Source organism: Ureibacillus thermophilus (assembly GCF_004331915.1).
In the GTDB taxonomy this organism is placed as follows: Bacteria; Bacillota; Bacilli; order Bacillales_A; family Planococcaceae; genus Ureibacillus; species Ureibacillus thermophilus.
Window position 1 is genome coordinate 1644780 of record NZ_CP036528.1, and the last position, 25166, is coordinate 1669945.

The window sequence follows — 25166 nt, forward strand, 5'->3', positions numbered from 1 at the left end:
TGAAAACTTGCGTCAATGATCTTAATTGAACCGCCGTATACGGAACCGTACGTACGGTGGTGTGAGAGGACGGGAGTTAATCGCTCCCTCCTACTCGATTGTCTTATTCAAATTTCAATGGATCCCCATCAAATGGTTCGTCTGCCACTTTAATGGAATCTGTTGGGCAGCCTTCAAAAGCATCTTGCATATCTTCCAGCAAATCTTCTGGTACTTCAGCAGTCCCCGTGTTATCATCTAAAATAACAAAGGCAATTCCTTCATCGTCATAATCATAAATGTCAGGAGCTGCTGCACCGCAAGCGCCGCAAGCAATGCATGTATCTTTATCTACAATTGTATATTTTGGCATATAAATCTCTCCTTCTTTCTATCGAGCTTCCTAGTTAAAGCTTCTTTATTATTCTAAAACTGTTTATATTACTTTTCAACATCAAGACTGTAAAATGGAGGTTCTGATTTGCTATTTCAGTATTTAGTCTTAAATATTCTAAAAATCCTAGAAAATGAACGAACCATTTCTTCCCCTTATCATTTGTTGAAAGGGAAGCGATCAGGCCAGACGATTCAAGATGTAGGCATTTTTCATTTGCATCCATACTTTGGCATCTTCCCAAAATTGTCGCGAAATACTTATGATGAAGTCATTCAAAAACTTGTAGAGCAGCAATACATTTTTTTAACAGAAAACAGTTTCCGATTGACTGATAAAGGAAATGCTGAGTGGCGGCAGTATGACCCTCTTCCTTTAAACGGATGGCAATATCGGGGAAATGAACACCTCTTTTTCTCAAGGCTATCCCTCGTCGTCCAAAGTTTATCCCATGCTAAAGAAAAGGTAATGACCTTCAGCCCCATTCAAAAGGATGAAGACATTCAAAGATGGGTGAAAGGATTTTTAATGAGACATGATTATAAATCGGGACTCCTCAGCCATAATCTATACGATGAAATGCTGCAAAGCCTTGGAAGCGCCAAAGTCCATGAACAGGCAAAAGAAATTGTGGTGAAGCGTTTAACAGGCTACAAAATCCATGGCTTTACTTGGGAGCAGCTCAGCAAGGAATTGGAGATAGAAGAATTGGATGTTCAACTGTTATTTGTTGCCTGCCTTCATCAATGGCTGAATGAAATTTTGTCAAACCCTCATCCATATCCTTATTTATATCAAATGACGAATCAAGTGCGTTCGGAAATTCCGTTGACCGGTTCAGCTTATTATACGGCCCTTTTATTTAAAAAAGGGTATTCTGTTGAACAAATAAGCCAAATACGGAAGCTAAAGCGAAGCACGATTGAAGACCATTTAGTGGAATTGGCAATCAACGACCCTACTTTTCCAATCGAACAGTTCATCCAATCCGAAGATATACAAAAAGTTCTTTATGCGGTAGAAGATTATCAAACGAAAAAGCTGAAAGTCCTCCGAGAAGTACTTCCCAATTTATCCTATTTCCAATTGCGTCTGGCTCTTGTGAGAGGTGAAATCAAATGCAATTAGAACAGCTCTTAAAAAAACATTTTGGTTATCCTTCCTTTCGCCCTGGCCAAAAGGAAGTCATTGAGCAATTATTAAATGGACGAGACACTATCGCCCTGCTTCCGACAGGTATGGGGAAATCGTTATGCTACCAGCTACCGGGATACATATTCAACATGCCGGTATTGATTATTTCGCCGCTACTTTCCCTCATGCAAGACCAAGTGGATCAGATGAAACAGTTTGGAGAGAAGAGAGTTGTGGCCATCAATTCTTTCTTAAATCGAAAGGAAAAGCAGCATGTATTAAATCATTTACATGGATATCGTTTTATTTTTATTTCTCCAGAAATGTTGGTCCAGCAGCAAGTCATGAATCGGCTGAATGAGTTGGATTTGGCTCTGATTGTGGTGGATGAGGCCCACTGCATTTCCCAGTGGGGATTTGATTTTCGCCCGGATTATTTAAAAATAGGGGAAGTATTCAAAGAAAACCGCCCGCCCATATTGGCATTATCCGCAACGGCGACGGAAAAAGTGCTGGAAGATATCCGCCGTTTCTTAATGATGAAAGCGCCTTTTGAATATATCCATTCTGTAGACCGCCCAAATATTCGCTTTGGAAAAAAGGTTTTTCAAACTAAGGAAGAAAAAATGGAATGGCTTCTCGAGCATGTTTCCCATACGGAAGGGCCAGGCATTATTTATACCCGCTCAAGAAAAAGAACGGAAGAATTGGCATCGCAATTGTTGGAGCGCGGGGTGTCCGTTTCTTCTTATCATGGAGGGAAAGAAGGGGAAGATCGTCAATTTATCCAGCAGCAGTTTATTGAAGGCTCCCTTGAGTGGATTGTAGCCACGAATGCTTTTGGCATGGGGGTTCATAAAGAAAATGTGCGCCAAATCATTCACGATACGATGCCATCGAATGTGGCGGATTATATGCAAGAAGTTGGAAGAGCGGGGCGGGATGGACAAGATGCCATTGCCATTTTATTGTATTGCGATGGAGATGAAGAAGTTGCCCGATTTATTGCTACAGAAGATTTGCCGAATGAAAATCATATAGAATGGTACGAAGAATATGCGAATAAGAACATTAATCCAAAAGAGATGATTCAAGATGGGCTGATTTCTGAAACCACTTTCCGCGTGCTGCATTATTGGATGAATCTTTATTCAAAGGAAGAAGTGAAAGGAATTTTCCGCCAAATGGCAGGTGAAAAATATCGATTAGTGTATGAGATGCTGAAAGTTGTTAAAAGTGACTGCTGCATCCGGGAACAGCTCGTCCACTATTTTGGACAAAAGTTAAAGGAAAAGCCGGAACATTGCTGCGAACATTGCGGCATCGATTATCAGCGCTTCCTTCATCCGAGAAAAGAGTTCTATACAAAGCACGTAAACTTTAATTGGCAATTGCGACTGCGACAAATATTGATAGGAATTGACTGAAAAAGCAACAACCCTTTCTTTTTCGACAAAATTCTATGAAAATAGAAATTTCCTCTCATTTACTTTTTCTATAATTTTCGTCATAATTAAATCAGACGTATTGGGAGGTGCCGTATGACTGAAAAAGATTTTCGCCAAAAGATAGAAGAACATCGACAAAGGATTGAGATAGAAGATGCGAAAACTAGATTAAGCCGCACTGAGCGTCGCCGCAAAAAGAAGAAAAAATCAAAAGAAACTCCATTGCTGACAACACTCACGGTGATTTTAATCGGCATCCCTTTAGCCATCTTAATTTATGTGTGGGGCTTTTGGGAACCGGACCAGGAAGAAGTGGCAGTTGATAAAGACGAGAATGTTGTGGAAATTCAAAGAAACAATGAAGTATCAGCGAAAACCAATGAAAATGATGAGGATTTAGAAGAGAAAGAAACTTCATCTGAAACGGCAAAAAAAGATGGCAAATCCGACGATGAAGAAAAGCCATCAGCAAAAGAGAAAAAGAATAATCAATCAAATCAAGAAGAAAAAGCTTCTACATCAAAAATAAATCATAATGCTTCCGAGAAGCAAACTTCTTCGCAAACAATACATACTGTAAGCGCGAACGAAACTTTATTCCGTATTGCTAAGCGATATTATAGCGACCCAATCAGCGGCGTCGAAAAAATTAAAAGAGCTAATCATTTGTCTTCGGATGTGATTAGTCCAGGACAGTCGCTTGTCATCCCGGAATAAAATCAAGTAAAATATTATACATTACTGTTGAAAAGACGCTGGTTGTTCACCACGTCTTTTTGTTTTACCGGGAGGGGTGCTTGTACATGGTTGGTTTGGCAGCGGTCCTTGTTATTTGTTCAGGGCTTTTACTCTACATGGTGAAGATAGCCTTTGAAAATAACGTCGTGCGCCATAAATTAACGTTAAAAGGAATGAAGGAAAAATATTCAATTTTTTTTATTTCCGATATCCATACCCGCACCATTAGCGATAAAATGATTCAAAGCATTAATGAACCTATTCAGGCTGTCATTATTGGAGGGGATTTAGCGGACAAAAGAACGCCGATTTCGAAAATTTATCAAAATCTGAAGCTTCTCCGCTCATTAGGCCCTGTTTATTTTATTTGGGGGAATAACGATCGGGAAGTGGGGGAAGAACGTCTAAGAAAGATTTTTCAAGAGATGGACGTGCAAATTATCGAGAATGATGCGGTTCTTCTGCCGAATATGATGAACAGATGCTGGCTTAGTGCAGTAGATGATGTTTCATCGCGCAAAGCTGATCCGCAAAAAGCCTTTGAAAAATGCCAACCAGAGGATGCGGTGATTTTTGTGTCCCATAATCCAATGCTTTTTTCACGAATCAAAAATTTTCATGCGGATGTTTGGCTGGCTGGACATTTGCATGGAGGACAAATTCGATTTGGCCCTTTCGGCATTCATCCCCTAGGCTCTTTTACCTCTGTTGAAGGAAAATATACCCTCATTAGCAATGGCTACGGAACAACAATGATTCCTTTGCGCTTTGGTGCAAAACCCGAGTGCCACATCATCGAGATAAATTTTCAAGATACCTTCTAACCCCATAGTTGACAATTCGCGGTATAATAATCTAGTAGTTTGTTGAATATAAGGAGTTGTGAACAATGCAAAAAGTAGATGCGATTATCGTTGGAGGAGGCCCTTGTGGTTTATCGGCAGCGATTGAATTGCAAAATATCGGGTTGAAGCCGATTGTGATTGAGAAAGGCAATGTGGTGAATGCCCTTTATCATTATCCAACCCACCAAACCTTTTTCTCCACAAGTGAAAAATTGGCCATTGGCGATGTGCCGTTCATTATAGAGCAGCGGAAGCCGAGCAGAAATCAAGCCCTTGTCTATTATCGCGAAGTAGTAAAATTAAAAAATATTCATGTGAACCGTTTTGAGAAAGTATTGTCTGTGGAAAAACGTCCGGATGGGTTATTCACCGTTACATCGGATAAAGCTCAATATGAAACACCTTATGTTGTTTTGGCAACAGGCTATTATGACCATCCAAATTATATGAATGTTCCTGGAGAAGATTTGCCAAAAGTGTTCCATTATTTTAAAGAAGCCCATCCTTTTTTTGATACAGATGTCCTTGTCGTTGGAGGAAAAAACTCAGCGGTTGATGCAGCGCTGGAATTGCATAAAGCAGGGGCCCGCGTAACAGTTGCATACCGCGGCAATGACTTTTCACCGAGCATTAAACCATGGATTTTGCCGGAATTCCAATCATTGATTCGAAACGGTGAAGTAGTGATGCACTTCAACACGACGGTGAAAGAGATTCGTGAAAAAGAAGTGGTCTTAAATATCGATGGCAAAGAAGAAGTAATAAAAAACGATTTCGTCTTTGCTATGACCGGTTATCATCCTGACCATGAGTTTATTCGAAAAATCGGCGTAACGATAGATGAAGAAACAGGACGTCCTACATATGATCCAGAGACAATGGAATCCAATGTAGAAAATTTATTTATTGCCGGGGTGCTTGCTGCCGGAAATAATGCGAATGAAATTTTCATCGAGAATGGAAAATTCCACGGGGGCTTTATTGCAAAGGCGATTGAAAATAAGAGAAATCAATAATTCTTAAAAAAAGGGGACGTCTGAAAAGTTGAGACGTCCCCATTGCGGCTTTAGCTAGAGTTTTTGCCGCAGATAAATTGCGGACGAGGAGGCGCGTTTTGTGACCACCGCAGGGAAAATTTTTAAGAGAATATTCCTATAAGAAGTAAGGCTGTTTCCGAAAGTGTTCGACTTTCGGAAACAGCCCTTTTTATTGTTTTCCTTTAAAAAAGATAGTTGTTACTATAAAATATAATTATATGGAAGGGAGCGTCGATATTGTTTATATTACTTTCTGCAGCGATTGCTCCAGGTTGTGCGTTATTTAGTTATTTTTATTTGCGGAATCAAATGGCGACGGAACCTCGAAAAACCCTTTTTCGGACATTTATTTTTGGCCTTTTAATCACTTTCCCAATTATGTTCATTCAATATGTTGTACAGGAGGAAGGGATTATCGCCAATCCGTTTCTTCGCAATGTTATTTTTACCGGTGCATTGGAAGAATTTTTTAAGTGGTTCATTATTTATGCCTTTATTTTTCGCCATGTAGAATTTGACGATCCGTATGACGGGATTTTGTATGGAGCAGCTGCTTCTTTAGGGTTTGCCACATTGGAAAACATTCTTTACTTACTTACGTTCGGAATTGACACCGCTTTTATGCGCGCTTTATTGCCTGTATCAAGCCATGCGTTATTTGGCGTTGTGATGGGGTATTATTTTGGAAGAAGCAAGTTTACGAAAACGAAATATTCAAAGGAATTTTTAGCCTTATCTCTCATAGCTCCATTTATTTTGCATGTCATCTATAATTCTATTTTAATGTTCGAAGATTACTGGCTATATTTAATGGCGCCGTTTATGCTGTTTTTATGGTGGTTTGCTTTAAAGAAAGTTAAACTTGCCCATGAGCATTTAATTAAACATTTAGTGGAACAAAATAAAATTTAGAAAGACTTGAAAGAACCAATGTACTTTCAGGTCTTTTTTATTTTTTAAAAACAACCATAAAAATTTGTTCACTGTACATAATAATCCCTGAATGGTCGTTTCGATTGAAGATGCGGCCATTTTTTCATGATGGGTATAAATGTTGCTAAATTTAACATGCTATGAAAAAGGAGTGAAAGAGATGTTCAGAAAAATTCTTGTTGTCATGCTATATTTCATCGCTGCATTTAGCACGATTGCGCTTATGAAACCAGAAGAATCTTTCGCTTTTTCCAATCAAGTTATTGAACGGGGTGCCTTTGGCGATGACGTAATCGAGCTGCAAGCAAGATTGCAATATTTAGGATTCTATCACGGAAAAATCGATGGAAAGTTCGGATACGGAACGTATTGGGCATTGCGAAACTTCCAGGAAAGCTACGGTTTAAAAGTGGATGGAATTGCTGGTGCAGAAACAAAAAGGGTGCTCGTGAGAAACAGCGATTTTGACCGGGAATGGGTACATGCGCAAATCAATGCCGGCAGAGAATTTACTTATTATGGAGGAATACCGCTTGACCAACAAGTAAAAGGAGGAAGAGGTTCATCGGGAAGTACAAGTTATCAGCTGCCTTCCAAATTTACAGAGCAGGATTTGCAGCTGATGGCGAATGCGGTTTACGGTGAAGCAAGAGGAGAGCCATACGAAGGGCAAGTAGCGGTGGCGGCAGTAATTCTAAATCGATTAGAATCACCAGATTTCCCTAATACCATTTCCGAAATTATTTTCCAACCAGGTGCATTTACAGCAGTGGCAGATGGACAAATTTGGTTGACGCCAAATGAACGGGCGAAACAAGCCGTTCTTGATGCGATGAGCGGATGGGATCCATCTGAAAACGCCCTTTATTACTTTAACCCGCAAACAGCTACAAGCAAATGGATTTGGACAAGGCCGCAAATAAAACAAATTGGTAATCACATCTTTTGCTATTAAAGGAGCGACGTTATGAAAAGTTTAGTGTATTTACTTTCCATTGCTGTGATAGCATTAGGGTTTTATGCATACGATGTCCGTTCGGATAATCAACAGTTGAAACAAACAATACATGCTCAATATACAAATTCTTTATCCAGCGCCAGCGAAAAATTATCTTATTTAGAACGGTCTGTAGCACAATCTTTATTGTTCCAAGATGAGAAAGCATTGCAAAATGAACTTGATAATATTTGGCGTACGAGCAATGAATTGCGTTCATTTATCAGCAGTTTGCCGCTTAATCAAGAGGTGGCCAATCAATGGCTTCGTTATATTGGGAAAATTGGCGATGAAGCAAAAAGAGCGTCAACGAATGGAGATTATGAAACTTGGCAAAAGAAAATGAATGTCGTTCATAATAATTTAGAAAAATTAACAGAGGAATGGGCTGTTGCGACTGCTCAGTTTTATGAAAATGATGAAGACTTTGATAAATGGAAGCAAGTAGCAAAAATGGATCTCGAAGAATCTCCTTTTAAAAATTTGGCATCCAATTTAAAAACTTACACGGAAAAGGATTTCCCTTTAACAACAAGTGAGTCCGACTGGCTGAAAAAGCGCGATTTGAAACATATCAGAGATCGGGAAATTACGAAGGATGAAGCCATTCAAGTTTTGGAACAATTAGTTCCGGGAATTAAAGATGCCACTTATACCGTTTCGAAAAACAAGGAAGATGCACCATATCCTTTCTATCACATTCAATTTGTGAAAGGCAGCCGTGTAGGATATGCAGACATTACTGTAAAAGGTGGACACTTAATCTCCTTCTTGTCTGAACGTCCTGTTCAGCCGGATCGTAATATTACGCAAGAAAAAGTGAAAGAACTGACAAATCAATTTATTGAACGTGCTGGATATGATGATCTACAAATCATTGAAATGCGTGAAAACCATGAAGCATGGCACGTTCACCTTGCACGGGTGGCTGGTAAACACAATGCAATCGTCTATCCAGATGGCATCCAAATGAAAATATCGAAAGACAGCGGTGAATTATTAGGGTTGAATGCAATGGAATATGTCCAAAAGGAAACGATCAATGATGATCAACCAGTGAACCCAATCGACTGGAAACAGTTTTTCCGTCCAAATACTGTGGTGGAAGAAGAACGCTTCATTTATACAGAAAATGAAGTTTATCAGCTAAGATTATGCTACGAAGTGATTGCGCGATTTGAGGACAATATTAATGAAACTTACCGAATAGTTGTGGATACGGAGAACCATGATGTTTTAAAAGTGGAGCAATTACCATAATTGTTCAAATACCCTAGAATTTTTAACCGTTTCGTGCAATAATTAATATTAGATTATTGTGCGAGGCGATTAATCAATGGAAGTAAAGATAGGGACATCTATTATATTAGAACCGTTAACATCCGATTATGATGATGATGATATTAAATGCAAAGTGATGGATAAAAAAGACAATATCCTTTACGTTAGTTATCCGATAAATGTTCAGACGGGCAAAACTTTACATTTGCTAACAGGTACTGAATTTCGGGCGATTTTTCAAAAAGAGGACAAAATTTATTATGCATTCGAAACGAAAGTGCTTGGCCGAAAAAATGATCATATTCCAATGATTATGCTCTCATGCCCTCCAGCAGAAGAGTTCACAAGAATACAGAGAAGGGAATTTGTTCGCATTAAGACCGACGTAGATGTCGCGGTGGAGCATAATCATCAATTTTATCAGTTTGTAACCGAAAATATCAGCGCTGGTGGAATTGCTGTAAAATTGAAAAATCCTTCATTATTTAATTTAGGCGATAAGGTCAAACTTACAATTGTTTTACCTTATATTAATGGTAAAATACTCTATGTTCAAACGGATGCAGAGGTAGTCCGTATATATGAAAAAAATGAACAACGATTCGCAGCCTTTAAATATGTTGATATCGATCAAACGGATCAACAAAATATACTGCGTTTTTGTTTTGAGCGCCAAGTAATATTGATGAAGGAGATGAAAGACCTCCAATAGTTTCATTTTATTGGAGGGCTTTTTTATGTAAAAAATTCAAAAATGTATTTTTTGTGTTCACTGAGAAATAAAAGTAGAATATCTTTTATACGACATCTTTGGAGGGAAGTAAGAGTAGTATGAAAAAAAATATACAAATCGCAATTGATGGACCTGCTGGAGCAGGAAAGAGCACTGTAGCAAAAATCGTTGCTGAAAAACTAGGGTTCACTTACATTGATACAGGAGCCATGTATCGGGCGACAACGTATAAAGCCTTAAAAGAAAACATAAAATTAGATGATGAAAAAAAACTAGAGGAAATGCTTCTAAGAACAAATATTGATCTAAAGCCGTCTCCAAATGGACAACTTGTATTTGTTGATGGAGAAGATGTGACGGAAAAAATTCGTTCCAATGAAATTACTGCAAATGTTCCACAAGTGGCTGCCTTGGGAAAAGTTCGCGAAATTCTTGTAGCGAAGCAAAAAGAATTGGCAAAGGACGGTGCGGTGGTTATGGATGGACGAGATATTGGAACCCATGTATTAAAAGATGCAGAACTGAAAATCTTTATGTCCGCTTCTGTTGAGGAAAGAGCGCGGCGCCGACAATTAGATAATGAAAAAAGAGGAATTCCATCCGACTTTGAAAAACTAAAAGCAGAGATTGCCCTTCGTGATCAAAAAGATATGGAAAGAGAAATTTCCCCTTTAGTACAAGCAAACGATGCCATCTATCTTGATACAACGGATTTAACCATCGATGAAGTGGCAGAGAAGATTCTAAGCATGGCAAAGGAGAAAATGGAATAATCCATCTTTCTTTCCACGTATGTTATTCATAAATAAGGAAATATTTTAACTATAAGGAAAAATTTTTGTGTTTATATGGAATTTCTAATAAAATAGATAGTGTAAGATGTGAAGGAGGGTTACATATGTCCGAGGAAATGAATTTAGAATTGGGCCGTGAATTCCATGAGGGGGATATTGTAAAAGCAGTTGCTGCGAAAGTAGAAGATAAGGCAGTAACTGTCACAATAGAAGGCGCTCCATTTGATGGAATTGTGCCGATCAGCGAACTTTCCAGCTTGCATGTGGAAAAGGCATCTGATGTTGTGTCTGTCGGCGACGAGCTGGAATTAATGATTACGAAAATTGAAGATGAAAACTTTGTTCTTTCAAAACGAAAAGTAGATGCTTTAAAAGCTTGGGATAAATTAGAAGAGCTTTATGAAAAAGGAGAAGTTTTTGAAGCGGAAGTAAAAGATATTGTAAAAGGCGGTCTAGTTGTTGATTTAGGAGTTCGCGGATTTGTTCCAGCTTCTTTAGTGGAAGATTATTTTGTTGAAGATTTCGAGGGCTACAAAGGGAAAACAATGAAATTTAAAATCACGGAATTAGATAAAGAAAAAGGCCGATTAATTTTATCCCATCGTGCGGTAGTGGAACAAGAGAAAGAAAATAAAAAGAAGCAATTGCTTGAAAGTATTAAACCAGGCGATGTATTAATAGGGAAAGTTCAACGATTGGCTCCATTCGGCGCTTTTGTCGACATTGGCGGCGTGGATGGACTTGTGCACATTTCACAAGTTGCCCATGAGCATGTAGAAGATATCAGCACGGTGTTAAAAGAAGGTCAAGAAGTGAACGTAAAAGTATTATCCGTCGATCCGGCAAACGAGCGAATTTCTTTGTCCATTAAAGAGACGCTGCCGGGGCCATGGGAAAATATAAGCAAACGCGTTTCAAAAGGCCAAGTTTTGACAGGCACAGTAAAACGCTTAGTTTCATTCGGCGCCTTTGTTGAAGTGTTCCCTGGAGTTGAAGGGTTAGTTCACATCTCGCAAATTTCCCAGAAACACATCAACACTCCGCATGAAGTATTAAAAGAAGGCCAAGAAGTGCAAGTGAAAGTACTTGATGTAAATGAGCAGGAGAAACGCTTATCATTGAGCATTAAAGCCCTTGAAGAACATTCCAAAGAACAAGAGGAATTTGATTATCAATTGCCGGAAGAAACAACAGGATTTTCTATCAGCGATGTTATCGGAGATCAGTTGAAAAAATTGAAAGAACAATAAAAATTGTAGATAAAAAATGCGTGCTTTTCGTGAGTACGCTTTTTTTATGTCCATCTATGTCAAAATATGATAAACCATGAGATTTCGTGTATAATACAAAAGATAAGATTTTGGAAGGATGAAGGACAGATGACAAAACCAGTAATCGCCATCGTAGGTCGTCCAAATGTAGGAAAGTCTACAATATTCAATCGTATTGTTGGCGAACGAATTTCCATAGTGGAAGATGTTCCGGGAGTAACCCGCGACCGCATATACAGTTCGGCAGAATGGTTGAATCATGAATTCAACATTATCGATACCGGAGGAATTGATTTAGGAAGCGATGAACCTTTAATTGAACATATTCGCGCACAAGCTCAAATTGCGATGGAAGAAGCGGATGTCATTATCTTTATGACAAACGGGCGCGAAGGCGTGACGCTGCAAGATGAGCAAATTGCGAAAATACTTTATAAAACCAATAAACCGGTCGTGCTTGCGGTCAATAAAATCGACAACCCGGATATGCGTGAAATGATCTATGATTTTTATACTTTAGGATTTGGAGATCCGATACCAATTTCCGGTTCCCATGGACTTGGAATCGGGGATTTATTGGATGAATGTGCAAAACATTTTCCAAAAGAATATGAAGATGAGTATGCCAATGATGTGATTAAATTTTCGTTAATCGGCAGACCAAATGTTGGGAAATCTTCGCTGGTCAATGCCATTCTTGGCGAAGAAAGGGTCATTGTCAGCGACATTGCCGGTACGACTCGGGATGCAGTCGATACCCCTTATACGTATGATGGACAAGATTATGTCATTATCGATACGGCGGGAATGCGCAAAAAAGGAAAAGTCTATGAAAGCACCGAAAAATATTCCGTATTGCGGGCATTAAGAGCCATTGAACGTTCAGATGTGGTGCTTGTGGTATTAAATGCGGAAGAGGGCATTCAAGAACAAGATAAAAAAATTGCCGGATATGCCCACGAAGCTGGAAAAGCCATTATTATTGTCGTGAACAAATGGGATGCCATCGAGAAAAATGAAAAGACTATGAATGAATTTACGGAAACGATACGGAATCAATTTTTATTTTTGGATTATGCACCTATCGTTTATGTATCTGCTAAAACGAAACAGCGGATCCATCAAATTTTGCCGTTAGTGAAACGTGTCAGCGAAAACCATGCAATGCGCATCCAGTCATCCATTTTAAATGATGTCATTGAAGATGCGATTGCAAGAAATCCAGCACCAACGGAAAAAGGAAAACGCTTGCGCATCTACTACACAACGCAAGTATCCGTTAAACCGCCGACTTTTATAACTTTTGTGAACGATCCGGAACTGATGCATTTCTCTTACCTTCGATTTTTAGAAAACCGAATTCGTGAAACCTTTGATTTTGAGGGAACGCCAATTCGCATCATACCGCGTGCCCGTGAGTAAAATAGTGGAGGAATTCAATGAAAAAAGTAACAGTACTAGGAGCAGGTTCTTGGGGAACCGCTTTAGCTATGGTATTAACTGAAAATGGCCACGAAACGCTTATTTGGAGCCATCGAGACGATCAAGCGAAGGAAATCAATGAACGGCATACAAATGAAAAATATCTCCCAAACATTCAGCTGCCTGAAAATTTAGCGGCAACAAGCGATTTACAAACAGCCGTTGAGCATGGGGAAATACTTGTTTTTGCGGTGCCGACAAAGGCGATTCGTGAAGTGGCCGGACAAGTCATGAATTATTTAAATAAGAAAGTGCTCATTGTCCATGTTTTAAAAGGAATTGAGCCGGATACATTAAAGCGCATTTCAGAAATTTTACAGGAAACCCTTGATTCAAGTGTTGTGGAGGACATCGTCGTGCTGTCTGGCCCTAGCCATGCGGAAGAGGTGGTGTTGCATCATCCAACAACCATTACAGCAGCCTGTACAAATCTACGCTCCGCTGAAAAAATACAAGATTTATTTATGAATCATTATTTCCGAGTTTACACAAATACCGATGTCATAGGAGTGGAACTTGGCGGTGCGCTGAAAAACGTCATCGCTTTAGCGGCAGGCATTTCCGATGGTCTGAACTATGGGGATAATGCAAAGGCGGCATTAATTACACGGGGACTTGCTGAAATTGCCCGTTTAGGCGTCCGAATGGGAGGCAATCCTTTCACCTTTGCAGGACTAACGGGCATGGGAGATTTAATTGTGACTTGTACAAGTGTCCATTCCCGAAACTGGAAAGCGGGGAATATGCTCGGGAAAGGCATGAAGCTGGATGAAGTATTAGAAACAATGGGTATGGTGGTCGAGGGTGTCCGCACGACAAAAGCCGCCTATCAGCTGGCAGAAAAATATGATGTGCCGATGCCTATAACAACGGCGCTTTACCAGGTATTATTTGAAGGCAAAGAACCGAAACAGGCAGTGGATGAATTAATGCATCGCTTAAAGAAAAGAGAAATTGATTATTTGCAATAACCATGTATGAACGGGTGCCAATCGAAAACATTTTTTCGGTTGAAAGGAACCCGTTCATCCAATAAATGCACGAACGCATATTCTGTTTGTGCAGGATGAACCATTCATCCTATGTACATATTGTTTTTGAAAGGTGGAATGGTCATGATAAATCCATTCATTTTAATGGATATGAATGCATTTGTCCTCGGCTCTGCCCGCGGACCTTTAGCCAATATGAGCCCGCTGGATGTCATGTGGGTTTCCTTTTATTCCATTGCAGCAATGATTCTTTCTATTATCATGGTAACAGCGGCTCGTAAATGGATAAAAAACAGCATTTTGTCTTCCCTTATTCGATTAATTGCCTTTATCATTTTTATAATCGGAACGCTGCTTATGGTTTTAGTTGTTTCTACATGGCCATCATAATTAGGAGTGAATATGATGAAGAAGAAACCAATTCTTTTGGCAATGTTGCTACTAGCGACCTTTTTATTATCCGGCTGTTTATTTCCTCAAGAAGAACGAGTTGAAAACCAAGTGCCCGATGATGTGCAGCTCATTGCGGTGCAAAATGCCATTGATCAATATAAAGCGGAAACTGGTGTCTTGCCAATCAAAAATAAAGATATGGATACAGACATCTTTATTAAATATCCAATTGATTTTTCAAAACTCGTGCCGAAATATTTAGCCAATATTCCTGGAAATGCCTATGAAAAAGGCGGCATTTTCCAATATATTATTTGGGATCCTGAAAATAATCCGACCGTAAAACTGGTAGATTTGCGATCAGCTGAGACCATTCGGGAATTGAATCTTCGGCTTCTCTCAACAAAATATATGATGTATAAAGAACAGATTGCCGACTATGTTTATTCAATAGATTTCAAAAAATTGGGCTACAAAAATGAACTCACCGTTCCTAGCCCATATTCCAATAATCATTTGCCGTTAGTCGCTTCAACGGAAGGAAAGGCCTATGTGGATTATTCCATCGATTTAGCCCATTTTCTAAAGAACAATGACATCCATCCAGAACCAGGCGAAGATATTCGGATGTACTTGGTGGAAGCTTACCCAGTAGTGCCAGCTTATTCCTTGCCATATACGGTCAATGAAAATAATGAACCAGTATTCATGTATGATCCAACAAAAAAATAAAAAATTTAAGCCTTGTACGACTTTTCGTGCAAGGTTTTTCATATTTTAAATATATAATTCATAGATTGAAGTACGTAAAGGAGGAGCTACAATAGGGGAACAAATCTTTCAACAAATAGCTGAAAGAACAAATGGTGATGTATATATCGGTGTTGTTGGGCCTGTAAGGGTTGGAAAGTCCACATTTGTGAAAAAAATGATGGAGTCGATTGTTCTTCCGAATATTGTAGATGAGGAAGAACGAAAAAGAGCGCTGGACGAGCTACCACAAAGCTCACCTGGTCCTGTCATTATGACGGCAGAACCAAAATTTGTTCCTGCCCATGGAACAGAAATTTGCATCGGGGAAAGTGAAATACCTTTCCGCATTCGCTTTGCTGATTGTGTTGGTTATATCATTGATGGAGTCAAAGGCTATGAAGATGAAAATGGACCAAAATATGTGCATACGCCATGGAATGCAGAAGCCATACCATTCCAGGAAGCAGCTCGAATCGGAACAGATAAAGTCATCCGCGATCATGCTAATATCGGGGTTGTAGTGACAACAGATGGCACAGTCAACGGAATTGCCCGGGAAGCTGCACAAGTGGCGGAAGAACAAATTGTTGAACAACTGCAGGAAATCGGAAAACCATTTGTCGTCATCTTAAACAGCCAATATCCAAATAATCAAAATACGCAAAAATTGCGCAATGAATTGCTTGCAAAATATAATGTTCCCGTAATTGCGACATCCATTGATCAAATGACATTAAAAGACATGGAGTATATTTTAGAAGAAGCGTTGTATGAATTCCCAGTAGAAGATATTGAAGTGGAGAAGCCGGATTGGCTGGATGTTTTAGAGCCTAGCCATTATGTGAATGCCACGGTTTCTGAAGCAGTAGGCAATGTTCTAAACTCTGTAACTAAAATTCGGGATGTCCACGGGGCAGTGGAAGAATTAAGGGAAATTGATTTTATTGAAAGCTGCGAAATTGAAAAAGTCGATGCAGGCCTTGGCGTTGCAACGGTGCGCATCACGTTGAAACCGGAAATTTATAAAGTAGTATGCAACGAATTTTTAGATGCGCCGATTGAAACGAAAAAAGATTGGCTCTTATTCATTAAAGAAGCACAAGAGGCGAAGAAGGCGCAGAAACGCTTCCGTGAAGCCATCGAAGAGGCAACGGTGAATGGCTATGGCGTGACGTTGCCGACAGTGGAAGAATTCGAACCAAGCGAGCCTGAAATTATTAAGCAAAACAATTTCTACGGGGTTCGAATGAAGGCGAAAGCCCCTTCATATCACATTATCCGCGTTGATATGGAGTCTGAATTTTCGCCGCTTATCGGTTCAGAGTTCCATAGCCAGCAGCTGTTGAAAGACTTGCAATACGCCTATAGACACGATCGGGAAGCGTTATGGCAGACGCAATTGTTTGGAACGCCGCTTTATGAAGTGTTGACGGAAAGCATCCGCTACAAAATGAATGCTGTACCTCCAAGCGCGAAGAAGAGAATGCGCCAAACAATTGAAAGAATGGTAAACGAAGGAGAAAAAGGCCTCATTACGTTTATTATTTAAAAAAAGTGAAATAATAAAAATAATGGAATATTATTAAGGACTTTTTGTCACTGTAGACGAAAAGTCCTTTTCGTTATCTTCTTTTGTTCGTCATGTTTAAAAAATACCACTTTTCTTGGACAAACATGCATAAATACAGTTGCGCCAAGTATTTCATTATGTTACTCTTTTTACATGATTTAGCTTTTCTAACCCTTTGAGAGGAGGTGAATGGCATGAATAAAACAGAATTAGTAAACTCTGTTGCAGAAGCTGCTGGTCTTTCTAAAAAAGACGCTTCTAAAGCAGTTGATGCAGTATTCGATATAATTCAAGACACTCTTGCAAAGGGTGACAAAGTGCAATTAATCGGTTTTGGAAACTTTGAGGTTCGTGAACGTGCTGCACGTAAAGGACGTAATCCACAAACAGGGGAAGAAATCGAAATCGCTGCAAGCAAAGTTCCAGCTTTCAAACCAGGTAAAGCACTTAAAGAAGCTGTAAAATAAAGCTTCTTTAAAAATTACATAGAGCAGTCGTCATGAATATGATGACTGCTCTTTTTACATATTATAATATTAAAGAATGATATATCAATTTTACCATTTAGGTCAAGAAAACTCATCAAAAAATTCAAAATGAATAAAAGCCTTTTGCGATTCACGTCTGTATATGCTACGATTCAATTTGACAGTGTTGTGCTTTGTCGAATTTTAGGAGGAACTTTTATGTCGAATGTTGATTTAAAAAAAATAGAAGAAGCGGTAAAAATGATTTTAGAGGCCGTAGGAGAAGACGTTAATCGTGAAGGACTCATCGATACACCGAAACGAGTTTCAAAAATGTATGAAGAAATGTTTAAAGGGTTGAATGAAGATCCAAGAAGTTTGTTTGATACGGTCTTTCATGAGAATCATGATGAATTAGTTCTTGTAAAAGATATTCCTTTCTATTCGATGTGCGAACATCATTTGGTCCCATTTTATGGGAAAGCCCATGTTGCATACATACCCCAACACGGACGGGTAGCCGGTTTAAGCAAAATTGGACGGTTGGTGGAATCAGTCAGCCACAGACCTCAATTGCAAGAACGCATTACAACGACAATTGCGGATATTCTGATGGAAAAATTAGAACCCCAAGGCGTTTTTGTGATGATAGAAGCAGAACATATGTGCATGACCATGAGGGGATTAAAAAAACCGGGAACCAAAACGGTGACTTCTTGTGCAAGAGGCATTTATGAAGTAGATGATGTAAAACGCCAAGAAGTGATTTCATTTATTCAAATGTCTTAATTAACAAATTAGATTATGTTATGATAACAAAGAAAAAGTTAGATGTGAGGGAGAAGTATGAACCAATCTGATTATGTCGTAATTGAAGCTGAAGAAGATGGCGTACATGTAATTGGTTTAACTCGAGGAGAAGATACAAAATTTCATCATTCCGAAAAATTGGATGCCGGAGAAGTGATGATTGCCCAATTTACTGAACACACTTCGGCTATGAAGATTCGCGGAAAAGCAAAAATTTATACAGCTCATGGCATTATCGAAAGTCAGTCAAAAAAATAAAATGCTTTGTATGACGACTGTAATAACTGCAAGAGTCAGTGTTTAAATGTGGAATGGAGTAATACCTATGGATACATCATATATTGAAAAGCATATCGAACAATTGAAAAATGATATTTATCAAAAGGTGCATCAGAAAACACTTGTGAAATATACAGGTAATCCATTGGTGGATGAAAATCAATTATTTTATTTGCTGTTGCCGTTTTTTAACGGGGAATTCTGGAATGATGATATATATAAAGGGATTATTGCGGTAGGGATTGTACAAGCATCCCTTGCGAAACATAACCTCGTTGACGAGTATAATGCAACAACTAAAGAGCAACAGCTGACAGTGCTTTCTGGCGATTATTACAGTGGTCGGTATTATGAAATTTTAGCGAAATCCGGTAATATTTCATTAATTCGTCAACTTTCTGAAAGCGTTATATTAAGATCTGAACATGAAGTTCGAGTATATGAACCAATCCCTTATGCCATCGATGATTGGTTTGAAAGCTTATCAGTGATTGAATCAGAATGTATCAGTAGATTTTATCAAATATACAATTTCAATAAGTATGCTAAAATCATGCAACATCATTTATTAATTCTTCGATTACAAAATGAACTACTAAACTATAGAAAAGGTAATAGCTCTCTGATTTTACAAAAAATGATCGAAAGTTTTGAATCGGGTAATTCAATACAATTTGAACAGATGCTTCAAACTAAAATTGATGAGCTTATTCATCAATTGCAGGAATTGCTACGCATCTCTTCTATGAAAGCTGAATTGAAACAATACATTGCAGAACAGTTGATTAGAGAGAGTTAGAAAGGTTATGAAAATAATGGAAAAATCCAAAGAGCAACGTGTCCATGAAGTTTTTGAGAAAATTTATAAAAATTACGATAAAATGAATTCCGTGATCAGCTTCAATCTTCATGTCCGTTGGCGTGAAGATATCATGAAGCGAATGAAAGTAAAACCAGGATCCAAATGTTTAGATGTTTGTTGCGGTACAGCCGATTGGACGGTTGCCTTAGCAAAGGCAACTGGTGAAAATGGCGTCGTCAAAGGGCTCGATTTCAGCAAAAATATGTTGAAAATTGGGGCTGAAAAAGTAAAGCCCTATCCTCAAGTGGAGTTAATCCATGGAAATGCAATGGAACTTCCCTTTGAAGATAATACCTTTGACTACGTTACCATTGGATTTGGGTTAAGAAATGTACCGGATTATATGCAGGTTTTAAAGGAAATGCATCGCGTGTTAAAACCGGGCGGAATGGTTGTTTGTTTAGATACATCTCAGCCGGAAATTCCCGTATATAAACAATTGTTCCGTTTTTATTTTCGATACATCATGCCTTTATTTGGAAAAATTTTTGCAAAAAGTTATGAAGAATATTCATGGCTGCAAGAATCCGCAAGCACTTTCCCTGGAATGAAAAAACTTGCCAAAATGTTTGAAGAAGCGGGATTTGTAAACGTCTCATACAAAAGCTATAGCGGTGGAGCAGCAGCAATGCATATGGGATTTAAAAAAGAAGGTTAGGGAGAGGTTAGCGAGTGGAAAAGATGAAATTAAAAATGCTCTATTCCGATTTTAAACCGGATATAGACATCATCGAAAAAGAATTAGAAAAAGCGCTCTATTCAACGTCGAATGTAGTAAACGACGCCTCTCTCCATCTATTGCATGCGGGCGGCAAAAGAATTCGCCCACTTTTTGTTTTAATGAGTGCAAAATTTGGTCAATATAATATTGAACGAATGAAATATGCTGCTGTTCCCCTTGAATTGATTCATATGGGTTCTCTCGTACATGATGATGTCATCGACCATTCCGACATGAGACGGGGGCGTCCTACCGTTCGTTCTCAATGGAATAATCGGGTTGCGATGCTTACAGGAAATTTTATTTTTGGACGCGCCATTCAATATGTATCGCATATTGAGAATCCAAAGGCCCATCAAATTTTAGCACGGACGATGGTTGAAATCTGCAATGGAGAAATCATCCAAATTGAAGATAAATACCGCTTAAATCAAAACTTGAAAGATTATTTCCGCCGCATCAAACGGAAAACGGCCATCCTTATTGAATCAAGCTGTGAAGTGGGGGCCGTTGTGGCTAATGTGGATCCGGTCAATACAAAACGGTTAAAACGATTCGGCTATTATGTCGGCATGAGTTATCAAATTGTGGATGACGTATTGGATTTTATATCAACAGATAAACAATTAGGGAAACCAGCAGGAAGCGATTTATTGCAGGGAAACATTACACTGCCGATTTTGCTGATGAAAGATCATCCGAAAATTACTCGATTTATTGAACGGGCTTCCAAAGGTTTAGTCACGGAAGAGGAACGAAAGGAAATGCTTAAAATCGTTCGCAGCTCAGATGCCATTGAAAAAGCGTTAAAAATCAGCGATCAATATTTAGCGAAAGCGATGAAAGAAGTAGAGCAATTACCTGAAAATCCCGTAAAGAAAAAATTAAAAGAAGTGGCATTATTCATTGGAAAACGCAAATTTTAAAAAATTTGCTCACTATAGCATTTTTTTAGTTGAAGCTTAGACTTGATTTTGCTAACATTTAGCAGTGAGCAAAAACCTGATACTTTGTAGAATTAAGGAGTTGTTAAACACATGGCAATCGAAAGAACATTTTTAATGGTAAAACCAGATGGTGTAAAACGCCAAGTAGTTGGAGATATTATCGACCGTTTTGAACGCCGCGGCTTTGTAATGCGCGGAGCAAAATTAATGAATGTACCTCGCGAATTAGCGGAAAAACACTATGAAGAACATAAAGAAAAACCATTCTTTAATGAATTGGTGGACTTCATCACTTCTGGGCCAGTATTTGCAATGGTTTGGGAAGGTGAAAATATCATTAAATTAGCTCGCGTAATGATGGGAGCTACTAAACCTGAAGAAGCTCAACCAGGTACAATTCGTGGTGACTATGCGGTAACTATTTCTGAAAACGTTATTCACGGTTCCGATTCACCATCTTCAGCTGAACGTGAAATTAAATTATGGTTTAACGATGAACTAGTTTAATAAAGCACGATACTAGTAAAACTATCCCACAGCAATCGTTCCGCTATGGGATAGCTTTTTTTATACTTTTCTTTGGAATTTTGATAAATCCCTTCAATAATTTGCTATATTATACATAAGATAAATATAATATTCACATTAGAAAGTTATTTTTGATTTTTTCTATATTTCAGAAAAGAAAAATTTTATATATAATAATTGTACGTCATTAGAGGGGATCGATATTTATGAATGACTACGAACTGTTTGTTCAAGGTATAAAGAAATTAACAGGAATTGATTTATCACTATATAAAGAAGCACAAATGAAACGCCGATTAACCTCTCTTTATGAAAAAAAGGGATATAAGAATTTTGTCGAATTTTTGCGTGCAGTAGAAAAAGACAGAGATTTATTAAACGAATTCCTGGATCGAATGACCATTAATGTATCTGAATTTTATCGAAACGCAAAACGTTGGGAAGTCCTTCAGAATAAAATTTTCCCCAAACTCTTGGAAAAAAATAAGCGGCTGAAAATTTGGAGTGCAGCTTGTTCCACGGGGGAAGAACCTTATACGATTGCGATGGTGCTTTCCAACCATGTGCCTTTTTCAAATATTCAAATATTAGCGACCGATATTGATGAAAATTGCATTCAAAAAGCAAAGAGGGGGGTTTATCCTGAGCGTTCTTTAGCGGAAGTGCCTCCGAATATAAAATCAAAATATTTTATTCAGGAAGGGCCATTTTTTCGTGTAAAAGATGAAATCAAAAATACAGTAACTTTCAAAAAGCACAATTTATTAAGTGACCCATATGATAAAAACTATGATTTGATCGTTTGTCGCAATGTCATGATCTATTTTACTGAAGAGGCAAAGGACCATATCTATAAAGAATTTAGCAATTCTTTACGGCCAGGTGGTATATTGTTTGTAGGATCGACAGAGCAAATTTTTAATCCTAGTCGTTATGGTTTTGAAGTGGAAGATACGTTTTTTTATCGTAAAATATGAGTTATGAAAAGGGCGCTTTTCGACTTGTGCGAAAAGCGTATTATCTTTTATTCAAGGTTTTTTAACTCAATTATTCGATTCACCATGTTTTTTCATAGCCATTATGTTATATTAAAAAATACATACTTTAACGAGTTGAAGGGAGAAAGTGTTTGATGAGATATTTAACTGCGGGGGAATCTCACGGTCCTCAATTAACAACGATTATTGAAGGGGTGCCATCCCTTTTGCCAATCACAGCGGAACAAATTAATTACGACTTAAAACGTCGCCAAGGGGGGCATGGTCGTGGCCGCCGCATGCAAATCGAAAAAGACACAGTGGAAATTGTGGGTGGCGTTCGGCATGGGAAAACATTAGGTTCTCCCGTTGCATTAGTTGTAAAGAATGACGACTGGAAGCATTGGACAAAAATCATGGGGATTGAACCGCTACCTGAAGATATGGATCCTTCCGAAATCAAACGCCAAATTTCGAGGCCGCGTCCAGGACATGCTGATTTAGTCGGCGGAATTAAATATGGCCATCGGGATTTAAGAAATGTGTTGGAGCGTTCCAGTGCAAGAGAAACGACAGTACGTGTGGCTGCTGGTTCTGTAGCAAAAGCCCTTTTAAATGAGCTGGGCATTTCGGTAGTAGGCTATGTAACAGAAATCTACGGCATTCAAGCAGATCCTTCCAAAATTGATGGGAAATCAGCTGATGAAATTCGCCAAATCGTTGAACAGGACCCTTGTTATACCTTCGACCCAGAAGCTTCAGTCAAAATGGTGGAGGCCATTGATGAGGCGAAAAAAGCTGGAGATTCCATCGGAGGCATTGTGGAAGTGATGGTGGAAGGAATGCCTCCAGGAGTAGGGTCTTACGTACATTATGATCGAAAATTGGATGGCAAATTAGCCCAAGCAATGCTTTCCATCAATGCCTTTAAAGGGGTAGAGTTTGGCATCGGGTTTGAAATGGCGCGAAGAAGAGGTTCTGAAGTGCATGATGAAATCATATGGGATGAAGAGCATGGCTACCAGCGCCGAACAAATCGTTTAGGTGGTCTTGAAGGCGGTATGTCAACAGGAATGCCAATCATTGTTCGCGGGGTCATGAAGCCAATACCTACTCTTTATAAACCCCTTGAAAGTGTGGATATTGAAACGAAAGAACCGTTTAAAGCGAGCGTTGAGCGTTCGGATGCATGCGCGGTGCCGGCTGCATCGGTTGTTGCGGAATGTGTAATTGCATGGGAAATTGCCAAGGCGATTGTTGAACAGTTCCATAGCGACCAATTGCCGCAATTAAAAGCCCAAATCGATGAAGTACGTAAAATGGCGAAGGAGTTTTAATTATGCAAATTCCAGTGAATGCAAAGAGTCATTCTTATGAAGTGTTGATTGGCAGCGGGATTTTACGTTCCGCTTGCGAGTCTCTTAAAGACAAAATAGAAAAAGCCGATAAGCTTGTGGTATTTACAGATGAAAATGTATGGCAGGCGCAGCAAAACTATTTTGTTGAAAATTTCCCTTATCCTTTTGAAGTTTTTGTCATGCCTGGAGGAGAAGCTTGTAAAAGTTTTAAAAATTTTGAAGATGCCCACACTTTTTTAATTGAAAAACATTGTTCCCGTAAATCTCTCGTATTTGCTTTTGGAGGAGGTGCCGTTGGAGATTTGACGGGATTTGCAGCGGCCACTTTTATGCGCGGCATTCCTTATATCCAGATTCCCACTACGATTTTAGCCCATGATTCGGCAGTCGGTGGGAAAACGGCCATCAATCATCCTCTTGGAAAAAATCTTGTAGGTGCTTTCTATCAGCCGGAAGCTGTCATTTACGATATCAACTTTTTAGAAAGTTTGCCGAGTAAAGAAATTCGCTCAGGAATGGCCGAAGTCATCAAACATGCGCTTATTTCTGATGAAACATGGCTGAAAGAATTGTTACAGACGCCATCGATTACCAATATAGAAAAAAAACTTTTAGCAAAGCACTTAAAATCCGGCATTGAAGTGAAGGCAAACATTGTAGCGCAGGATGAGACAGAACATTCTGTCCGAAAATTTTTAAACTTCGGACATACATATGGTCATGCCATTGAAGCGGCAGCTGGCTATGGAGGCCTTGCCCATGGGGAAGCAGTGATGATTGGGATGGTTTACGCCCTCATCCTCAGTGAAAGATACGGCAATATTTCCAGGGAGTTTACAAAGGAATTTCTAAAGTTTGCCTACAATAATAATTATCCATTCAAAGAAGTATTCAAATATACTTTTGATGATTTATATGAATATATGTTGAAAGACAAAAAGATGGAATATGGAAAGTTGAAATTCGTGTTATTGCAAGAAATCGGAAAACCATATGTAAAAGAGATTGATGAATTGGAATGCCGAGAAGTGGATAGGGAGCTTCGCCATCTGCTAGAGGAGGTTTGCAAATGATTCGCGGCATACGTGGCGCGATTACCATTGAATCGAATACGCCTGAAGAGATTTATAGCGAAACCGAGAGATTAGTAAAGGAAATGGCAAAAGTAAACAATGTCATTCCTGAAGATATTGCTTCGGTGATTGTGACAACAACGCCGGATATCAATGCCGCGTTCCCAGCAAAGGCCGTGCGTTCCATTGAAGGATGGAAATATGTGCCGATTATGTGCACCCATGAAATGAACGTCCCAGGGGCATTGCCTTTATGCATTCGGGTATTGATGCACGTGAATACGACCGTGCCTCAAAAAGAGATCCGGCACGTTTATTTAAATGATGCAGTAAAACTCAGACCAGATTTAGTGAGTGAAAATCAATAAGA

The 25166-nt window shown here is 38.9% G+C and carries 28 protein-coding genes; 27 read left to right on the plus strand and 1 reads right to left on the minus strand.

Features of this window, described 5'->3' with window-relative positions; genetic code table 11:
* Positions 1-103: 103 nt before the first annotated feature.
* Complete coding sequence (locus DKZ56_RS08135; RefSeq protein ID WP_208649523.1) at positions 104-352, minus strand: ferredoxin; 249 nt, start codon at positions 350-352, stop codon at positions 104-106.
* Positions 353-460: 108 nt separating this feature from the next.
* Here DKZ56_RS08135 and DKZ56_RS08140 point away from each other — a divergent pair, with 108 nt between their 5' ends.
* From DKZ56_RS08140 to aroH, 27 genes are all read left to right on the plus strand, one after another.
* The gene (locus tag DKZ56_RS08140; RefSeq protein ID WP_208649524.1) at positions 461-1501 is read left to right on the plus strand and encodes a YpbB family protein; all 1041 of its coding nucleotides are present in this window, start codon (positions 461-463) and stop codon (positions 1499-1501) included.
* On the plus strand, positions 1492-2934 hold the full coding sequence (locus DKZ56_RS08145; RefSeq protein ID WP_208649525.1) for a RecQ family ATP-dependent DNA helicase: 1443 nt from the start codon (positions 1492-1494) through the stop codon (positions 2932-2934). Before DKZ56_RS08140 ends, DKZ56_RS08145 begins: the two co-directional genes overlap by 10 nt.
* Positions 2935-3048: 114 nt before the next feature.
* Entirely contained in the window at positions 3049-3672 is a 624-nt protein-coding gene (locus DKZ56_RS08150; protein ID WP_208649526.1) for a LysM peptidoglycan-binding domain-containing protein, read from the plus strand.
* Between the two features lie 86 nt (positions 3673-3758).
* Positions 3759-4517, plus strand: coding sequence for a metallophosphoesterase (locus tag DKZ56_RS08155; protein WP_208649527.1), 759 nt, complete (start codon positions 3759-3761; stop codon positions 4515-4517).
* Positions 4518-4582: 65 nt separating this feature from the next.
* Positions 4583-5554, plus strand: a complete 972-nt coding sequence (locus DKZ56_RS08160) for a YpdA family putative bacillithiol disulfide reductase (RefSeq protein WP_208649528.1) — start codon at positions 4583-4585, stop codon at positions 5552-5554.
* A gap of 258 nt (positions 5555-5812) precedes the next feature.
* The gene (gene prsW / locus DKZ56_RS08165) at positions 5813-6487 is read left to right on the plus strand and encodes a glutamic-type intramembrane protease PrsW (protein WP_208649529.1); all 675 of its coding nucleotides are present in this window, start codon (positions 5813-5815) and stop codon (positions 6485-6487) included.
* 205 nt (positions 6488-6692) lie between these two features.
* Positions 6693-7463 carry a spore cortex-lytic enzyme gene (gene sleB / locus DKZ56_RS08170; protein WP_245989646.1) on the plus strand — a complete coding sequence of 257 codons (771 nt, stop codon included), beginning with the start codon at positions 6693-6695 and terminating at the stop codon, positions 7461-7463.
* Between the two features lie 12 nt (positions 7464-7475).
* Positions 7476-8765 carry a PepSY1/2 domain-containing protein gene (locus DKZ56_RS08175; RefSeq protein WP_208649531.1) on the plus strand — a complete coding sequence of 430 codons (1290 nt, stop codon included), beginning with the start codon at positions 7476-7478 and terminating at the stop codon, positions 8763-8765.
* Positions 8766-8841: 76 nt separating this feature from the next.
* Complete coding sequence (locus DKZ56_RS08180; protein ID WP_208649532.1) at positions 8842-9498, plus strand: flagellar brake protein; 657 nt, start codon at positions 8842-8844, stop codon at positions 9496-9498.
* A 119-nt stretch (positions 9499-9617) separates the two neighbouring features.
* Positions 9618-10292, plus strand: coding sequence for a (d)CMP kinase (gene cmk, locus DKZ56_RS08185; protein WP_208649533.1), 675 nt, complete (start codon positions 9618-9620; stop codon positions 10290-10292).
* A gap of 125 nt (positions 10293-10417) precedes the next feature.
* Positions 10418-11563, plus strand: a complete 1146-nt coding sequence (gene rpsA / locus DKZ56_RS08190; protein WP_208649534.1) for a 30S ribosomal protein S1 — start codon at positions 10418-10420, stop codon at positions 11561-11563.
* Between the two features lie 129 nt (positions 11564-11692).
* On the plus strand, positions 11693-13006 hold the full coding sequence (gene der / locus DKZ56_RS08195; protein WP_208649535.1) for a ribosome biogenesis GTPase Der: 1314 nt from the start codon (positions 11693-11695) through the stop codon (positions 13004-13006).
* Between the two features lie 17 nt (positions 13007-13023).
* Positions 13024-14037, plus strand: a complete 1014-nt coding sequence (locus DKZ56_RS08200) for an NAD(P)H-dependent glycerol-3-phosphate dehydrogenase (RefSeq protein ID WP_208649536.1) — start codon at positions 13024-13026, stop codon at positions 14035-14037.
* 144 nt (positions 14038-14181) lie between these two features.
* Positions 14182-14448, plus strand: coding sequence for a DUF2768 domain-containing protein (locus DKZ56_RS08205; RefSeq protein WP_208649537.1), 267 nt, complete (start codon positions 14182-14184; stop codon positions 14446-14448).
* A gap of 15 nt (positions 14449-14463) precedes the next feature.
* Positions 14464-15183 carry a YphF family lipoprotein gene (locus tag DKZ56_RS08210; protein WP_342775778.1) on the plus strand — a complete coding sequence of 240 codons (720 nt, stop codon included), beginning with the start codon at positions 14464-14466 and terminating at the stop codon, positions 15181-15183.
* A gap of 91 nt (positions 15184-15274) precedes the next feature.
* A complete protein-coding gene (gene spoIVA, locus DKZ56_RS08215) occupies positions 15275-16753 on the plus strand; it encodes a stage IV sporulation protein A (protein ID WP_208652207.1) in 1479 nt (492 codons plus the stop codon).
* A 215-nt stretch (positions 16754-16968) separates the two neighbouring features.
* Positions 16969-17241, plus strand: a complete 273-nt coding sequence (locus DKZ56_RS08220) for an HU family DNA-binding protein (RefSeq protein WP_208649539.1) — start codon at positions 16969-16971, stop codon at positions 17239-17241.
* Positions 17242-17460: 219 nt separating this feature from the next.
* Positions 17461-18030: a GTP cyclohydrolase I FolE gene (gene folE / locus DKZ56_RS08225; protein WP_208649540.1), complete on the plus strand. Its 570-nt coding sequence runs from the start codon at positions 17461-17463 to the stop codon at positions 18028-18030.
* Positions 18031-18087: 57 nt separating this feature from the next.
* Positions 18088-18309 (plus strand): trp RNA-binding attenuation protein MtrB, encoded by a 222-nt coding sequence (gene mtrB / locus DKZ56_RS08230; protein ID WP_208649541.1) that lies wholly within the window; start codon positions 18088-18090, stop codon positions 18307-18309.
* 67 nt (positions 18310-18376) lie between these two features.
* Complete coding sequence (locus DKZ56_RS08235) at positions 18377-19129, plus strand: heptaprenyl diphosphate synthase component 1 (RefSeq protein ID WP_208649542.1); 753 nt, start codon at positions 18377-18379, stop codon at positions 19127-19129.
* Positions 19130-19145: 16 nt separating this feature from the next.
* Positions 19146-19850, plus strand: a complete 705-nt coding sequence (locus tag DKZ56_RS08240; protein WP_245989390.1) for a demethylmenaquinone methyltransferase — start codon at positions 19146-19148, stop codon at positions 19848-19850.
* Between the two features lie 14 nt (positions 19851-19864).
* The gene (gene hepT / locus DKZ56_RS08245) at positions 19865-20839 is read left to right on the plus strand and encodes a heptaprenyl diphosphate synthase component II (RefSeq protein ID WP_208649544.1); all 975 of its coding nucleotides are present in this window, start codon (positions 19865-19867) and stop codon (positions 20837-20839) included.
* Between the two features lie 111 nt (positions 20840-20950).
* Positions 20951-21367, plus strand: a complete 417-nt coding sequence (gene ndk / locus DKZ56_RS08250; protein WP_208649545.1) for a nucleoside-diphosphate kinase — start codon at positions 20951-20953, stop codon at positions 21365-21367.
* Between the two features lie 227 nt (positions 21368-21594).
* Complete coding sequence (locus DKZ56_RS08255; RefSeq protein ID WP_208649546.1) at positions 21595-22365, plus strand: CheR family methyltransferase; 771 nt, start codon at positions 21595-21597, stop codon at positions 22363-22365.
* A gap of 155 nt (positions 22366-22520) precedes the next feature.
* On the plus strand, positions 22521-23702 hold the full coding sequence (aroC, locus tag DKZ56_RS08260; RefSeq protein WP_208649547.1) for a chorismate synthase: 1182 nt from the start codon (positions 22521-22523) through the stop codon (positions 23700-23702).
* A gap of 2 nt (positions 23703-23704) precedes the next feature.
* A complete protein-coding gene (aroB, locus tag DKZ56_RS08265) occupies positions 23705-24796 on the plus strand; it encodes a 3-dehydroquinate synthase (RefSeq protein ID WP_208649548.1) in 1092 nt (363 codons plus the stop codon).
* Complete coding sequence (gene aroH / locus DKZ56_RS08270) at positions 24793-25164, plus strand: chorismate mutase (protein ID WP_208649549.1); 372 nt, start codon at positions 24793-24795, stop codon at positions 25162-25164. The genes aroB and aroH overlap by 4 nt, the downstream gene beginning before the upstream one ends.
* Positions 25165-25166 lie beyond the last annotated feature (2 nt).

Coding starts and splice junctions, on each gene's coding strand:
- DKZ56_RS08135 (WP_208649523.1), bottom strand. CDS start 352: ATGCCAAAATATACAATTGTAGATAAAGATACATGCATTGCTTGCGGC.
- DKZ56_RS08145 (WP_208649525.1), top strand. CDS start 1,492: ATGCAATTAGAACAGCTCTTAAAAAAACATTTTGGTTATCCTTCCTTT.
- DKZ56_RS08150 (WP_208649526.1), top strand. CDS start 3,049: ATGACTGAAAAAGATTTTCGCCAAAAGATAGAAGAACATCGACAAAGG.
- DKZ56_RS08155 (WP_208649527.1), top strand. CDS start 3,759: ATGGTTGGTTTGGCAGCGGTCCTTGTTATTTGTTCAGGGCTTTTACTC.
- DKZ56_RS08160 (WP_208649528.1), top strand. CDS start 4,583: ATGCAAAAAGTAGATGCGATTATCGTTGGAGGAGGCCCTTGTGGTTTA.
- sleB (WP_245989646.1), top strand. CDS start 6,693: ATGCTATATTTCATCGCTGCATTTAGCACGATTGCGCTTATGAAACCA.
- DKZ56_RS08175 (WP_208649531.1), top strand. CDS start 7,476: ATGAAAAGTTTAGTGTATTTACTTTCCATTGCTGTGATAGCATTAGGG.
- DKZ56_RS08180 (WP_208649532.1), top strand. CDS start 8,842: ATGGAAGTAAAGATAGGGACATCTATTATATTAGAACCGTTAACATCC.
- cmk (WP_208649533.1), top strand. CDS start 9,618: ATGAAAAAAAATATACAAATCGCAATTGATGGACCTGCTGGAGCAGGA.
- rpsA (WP_208649534.1), top strand. CDS start 10,418: ATGTCCGAGGAAATGAATTTAGAATTGGGCCGTGAATTCCATGAGGGG.
- der (WP_208649535.1), top strand. CDS start 11,693: ATGACAAAACCAGTAATCGCCATCGTAGGTCGTCCAAATGTAGGAAAG.
- DKZ56_RS08200 (WP_208649536.1), top strand. CDS start 13,024: ATGAAAAAAGTAACAGTACTAGGAGCAGGTTCTTGGGGAACCGCTTTA.
- DKZ56_RS08205 (WP_208649537.1), top strand. CDS start 14,182: ATGATAAATCCATTCATTTTAATGGATATGAATGCATTTGTCCTCGGC.
- DKZ56_RS08210 (WP_342775778.1), top strand. CDS start 14,464: ATGAAGAAGAAACCAATTCTTTTGGCAATGTTGCTACTAGCGACCTTT.
- DKZ56_RS08220 (WP_208649539.1), top strand. CDS start 16,969: ATGAATAAAACAGAATTAGTAAACTCTGTTGCAGAAGCTGCTGGTCTT.
- folE (WP_208649540.1), top strand. CDS start 17,461: ATGTCGAATGTTGATTTAAAAAAAATAGAAGAAGCGGTAAAAATGATT.
- mtrB (WP_208649541.1), top strand. CDS start 18,088: ATGAACCAATCTGATTATGTCGTAATTGAAGCTGAAGAAGATGGCGTA.
- DKZ56_RS08235 (WP_208649542.1), top strand. CDS start 18,377: ATGGATACATCATATATTGAAAAGCATATCGAACAATTGAAAAATGAT.
- DKZ56_RS08240 (WP_245989390.1), top strand. CDS start 19,146: ATGGAAAAATCCAAAGAGCAACGTGTCCATGAAGTTTTTGAGAAAATT.
- ndk (WP_208649545.1), top strand. CDS start 20,951: ATGGCAATCGAAAGAACATTTTTAATGGTAAAACCAGATGGTGTAAAA.
- DKZ56_RS08255 (WP_208649546.1), top strand. CDS start 21,595: ATGAATGACTACGAACTGTTTGTTCAAGGTATAAAGAAATTAACAGGA.
- aroC (WP_208649547.1), top strand. CDS start 22,521: ATGAGATATTTAACTGCGGGGGAATCTCACGGTCCTCAATTAACAACG.
- aroB (WP_208649548.1), top strand. CDS start 23,705: ATGCAAATTCCAGTGAATGCAAAGAGTCATTCTTATGAAGTGTTGATT.
- aroH (WP_208649549.1), top strand. CDS start 24,793: ATGATTCGCGGCATACGTGGCGCGATTACCATTGAATCGAATACGCCT.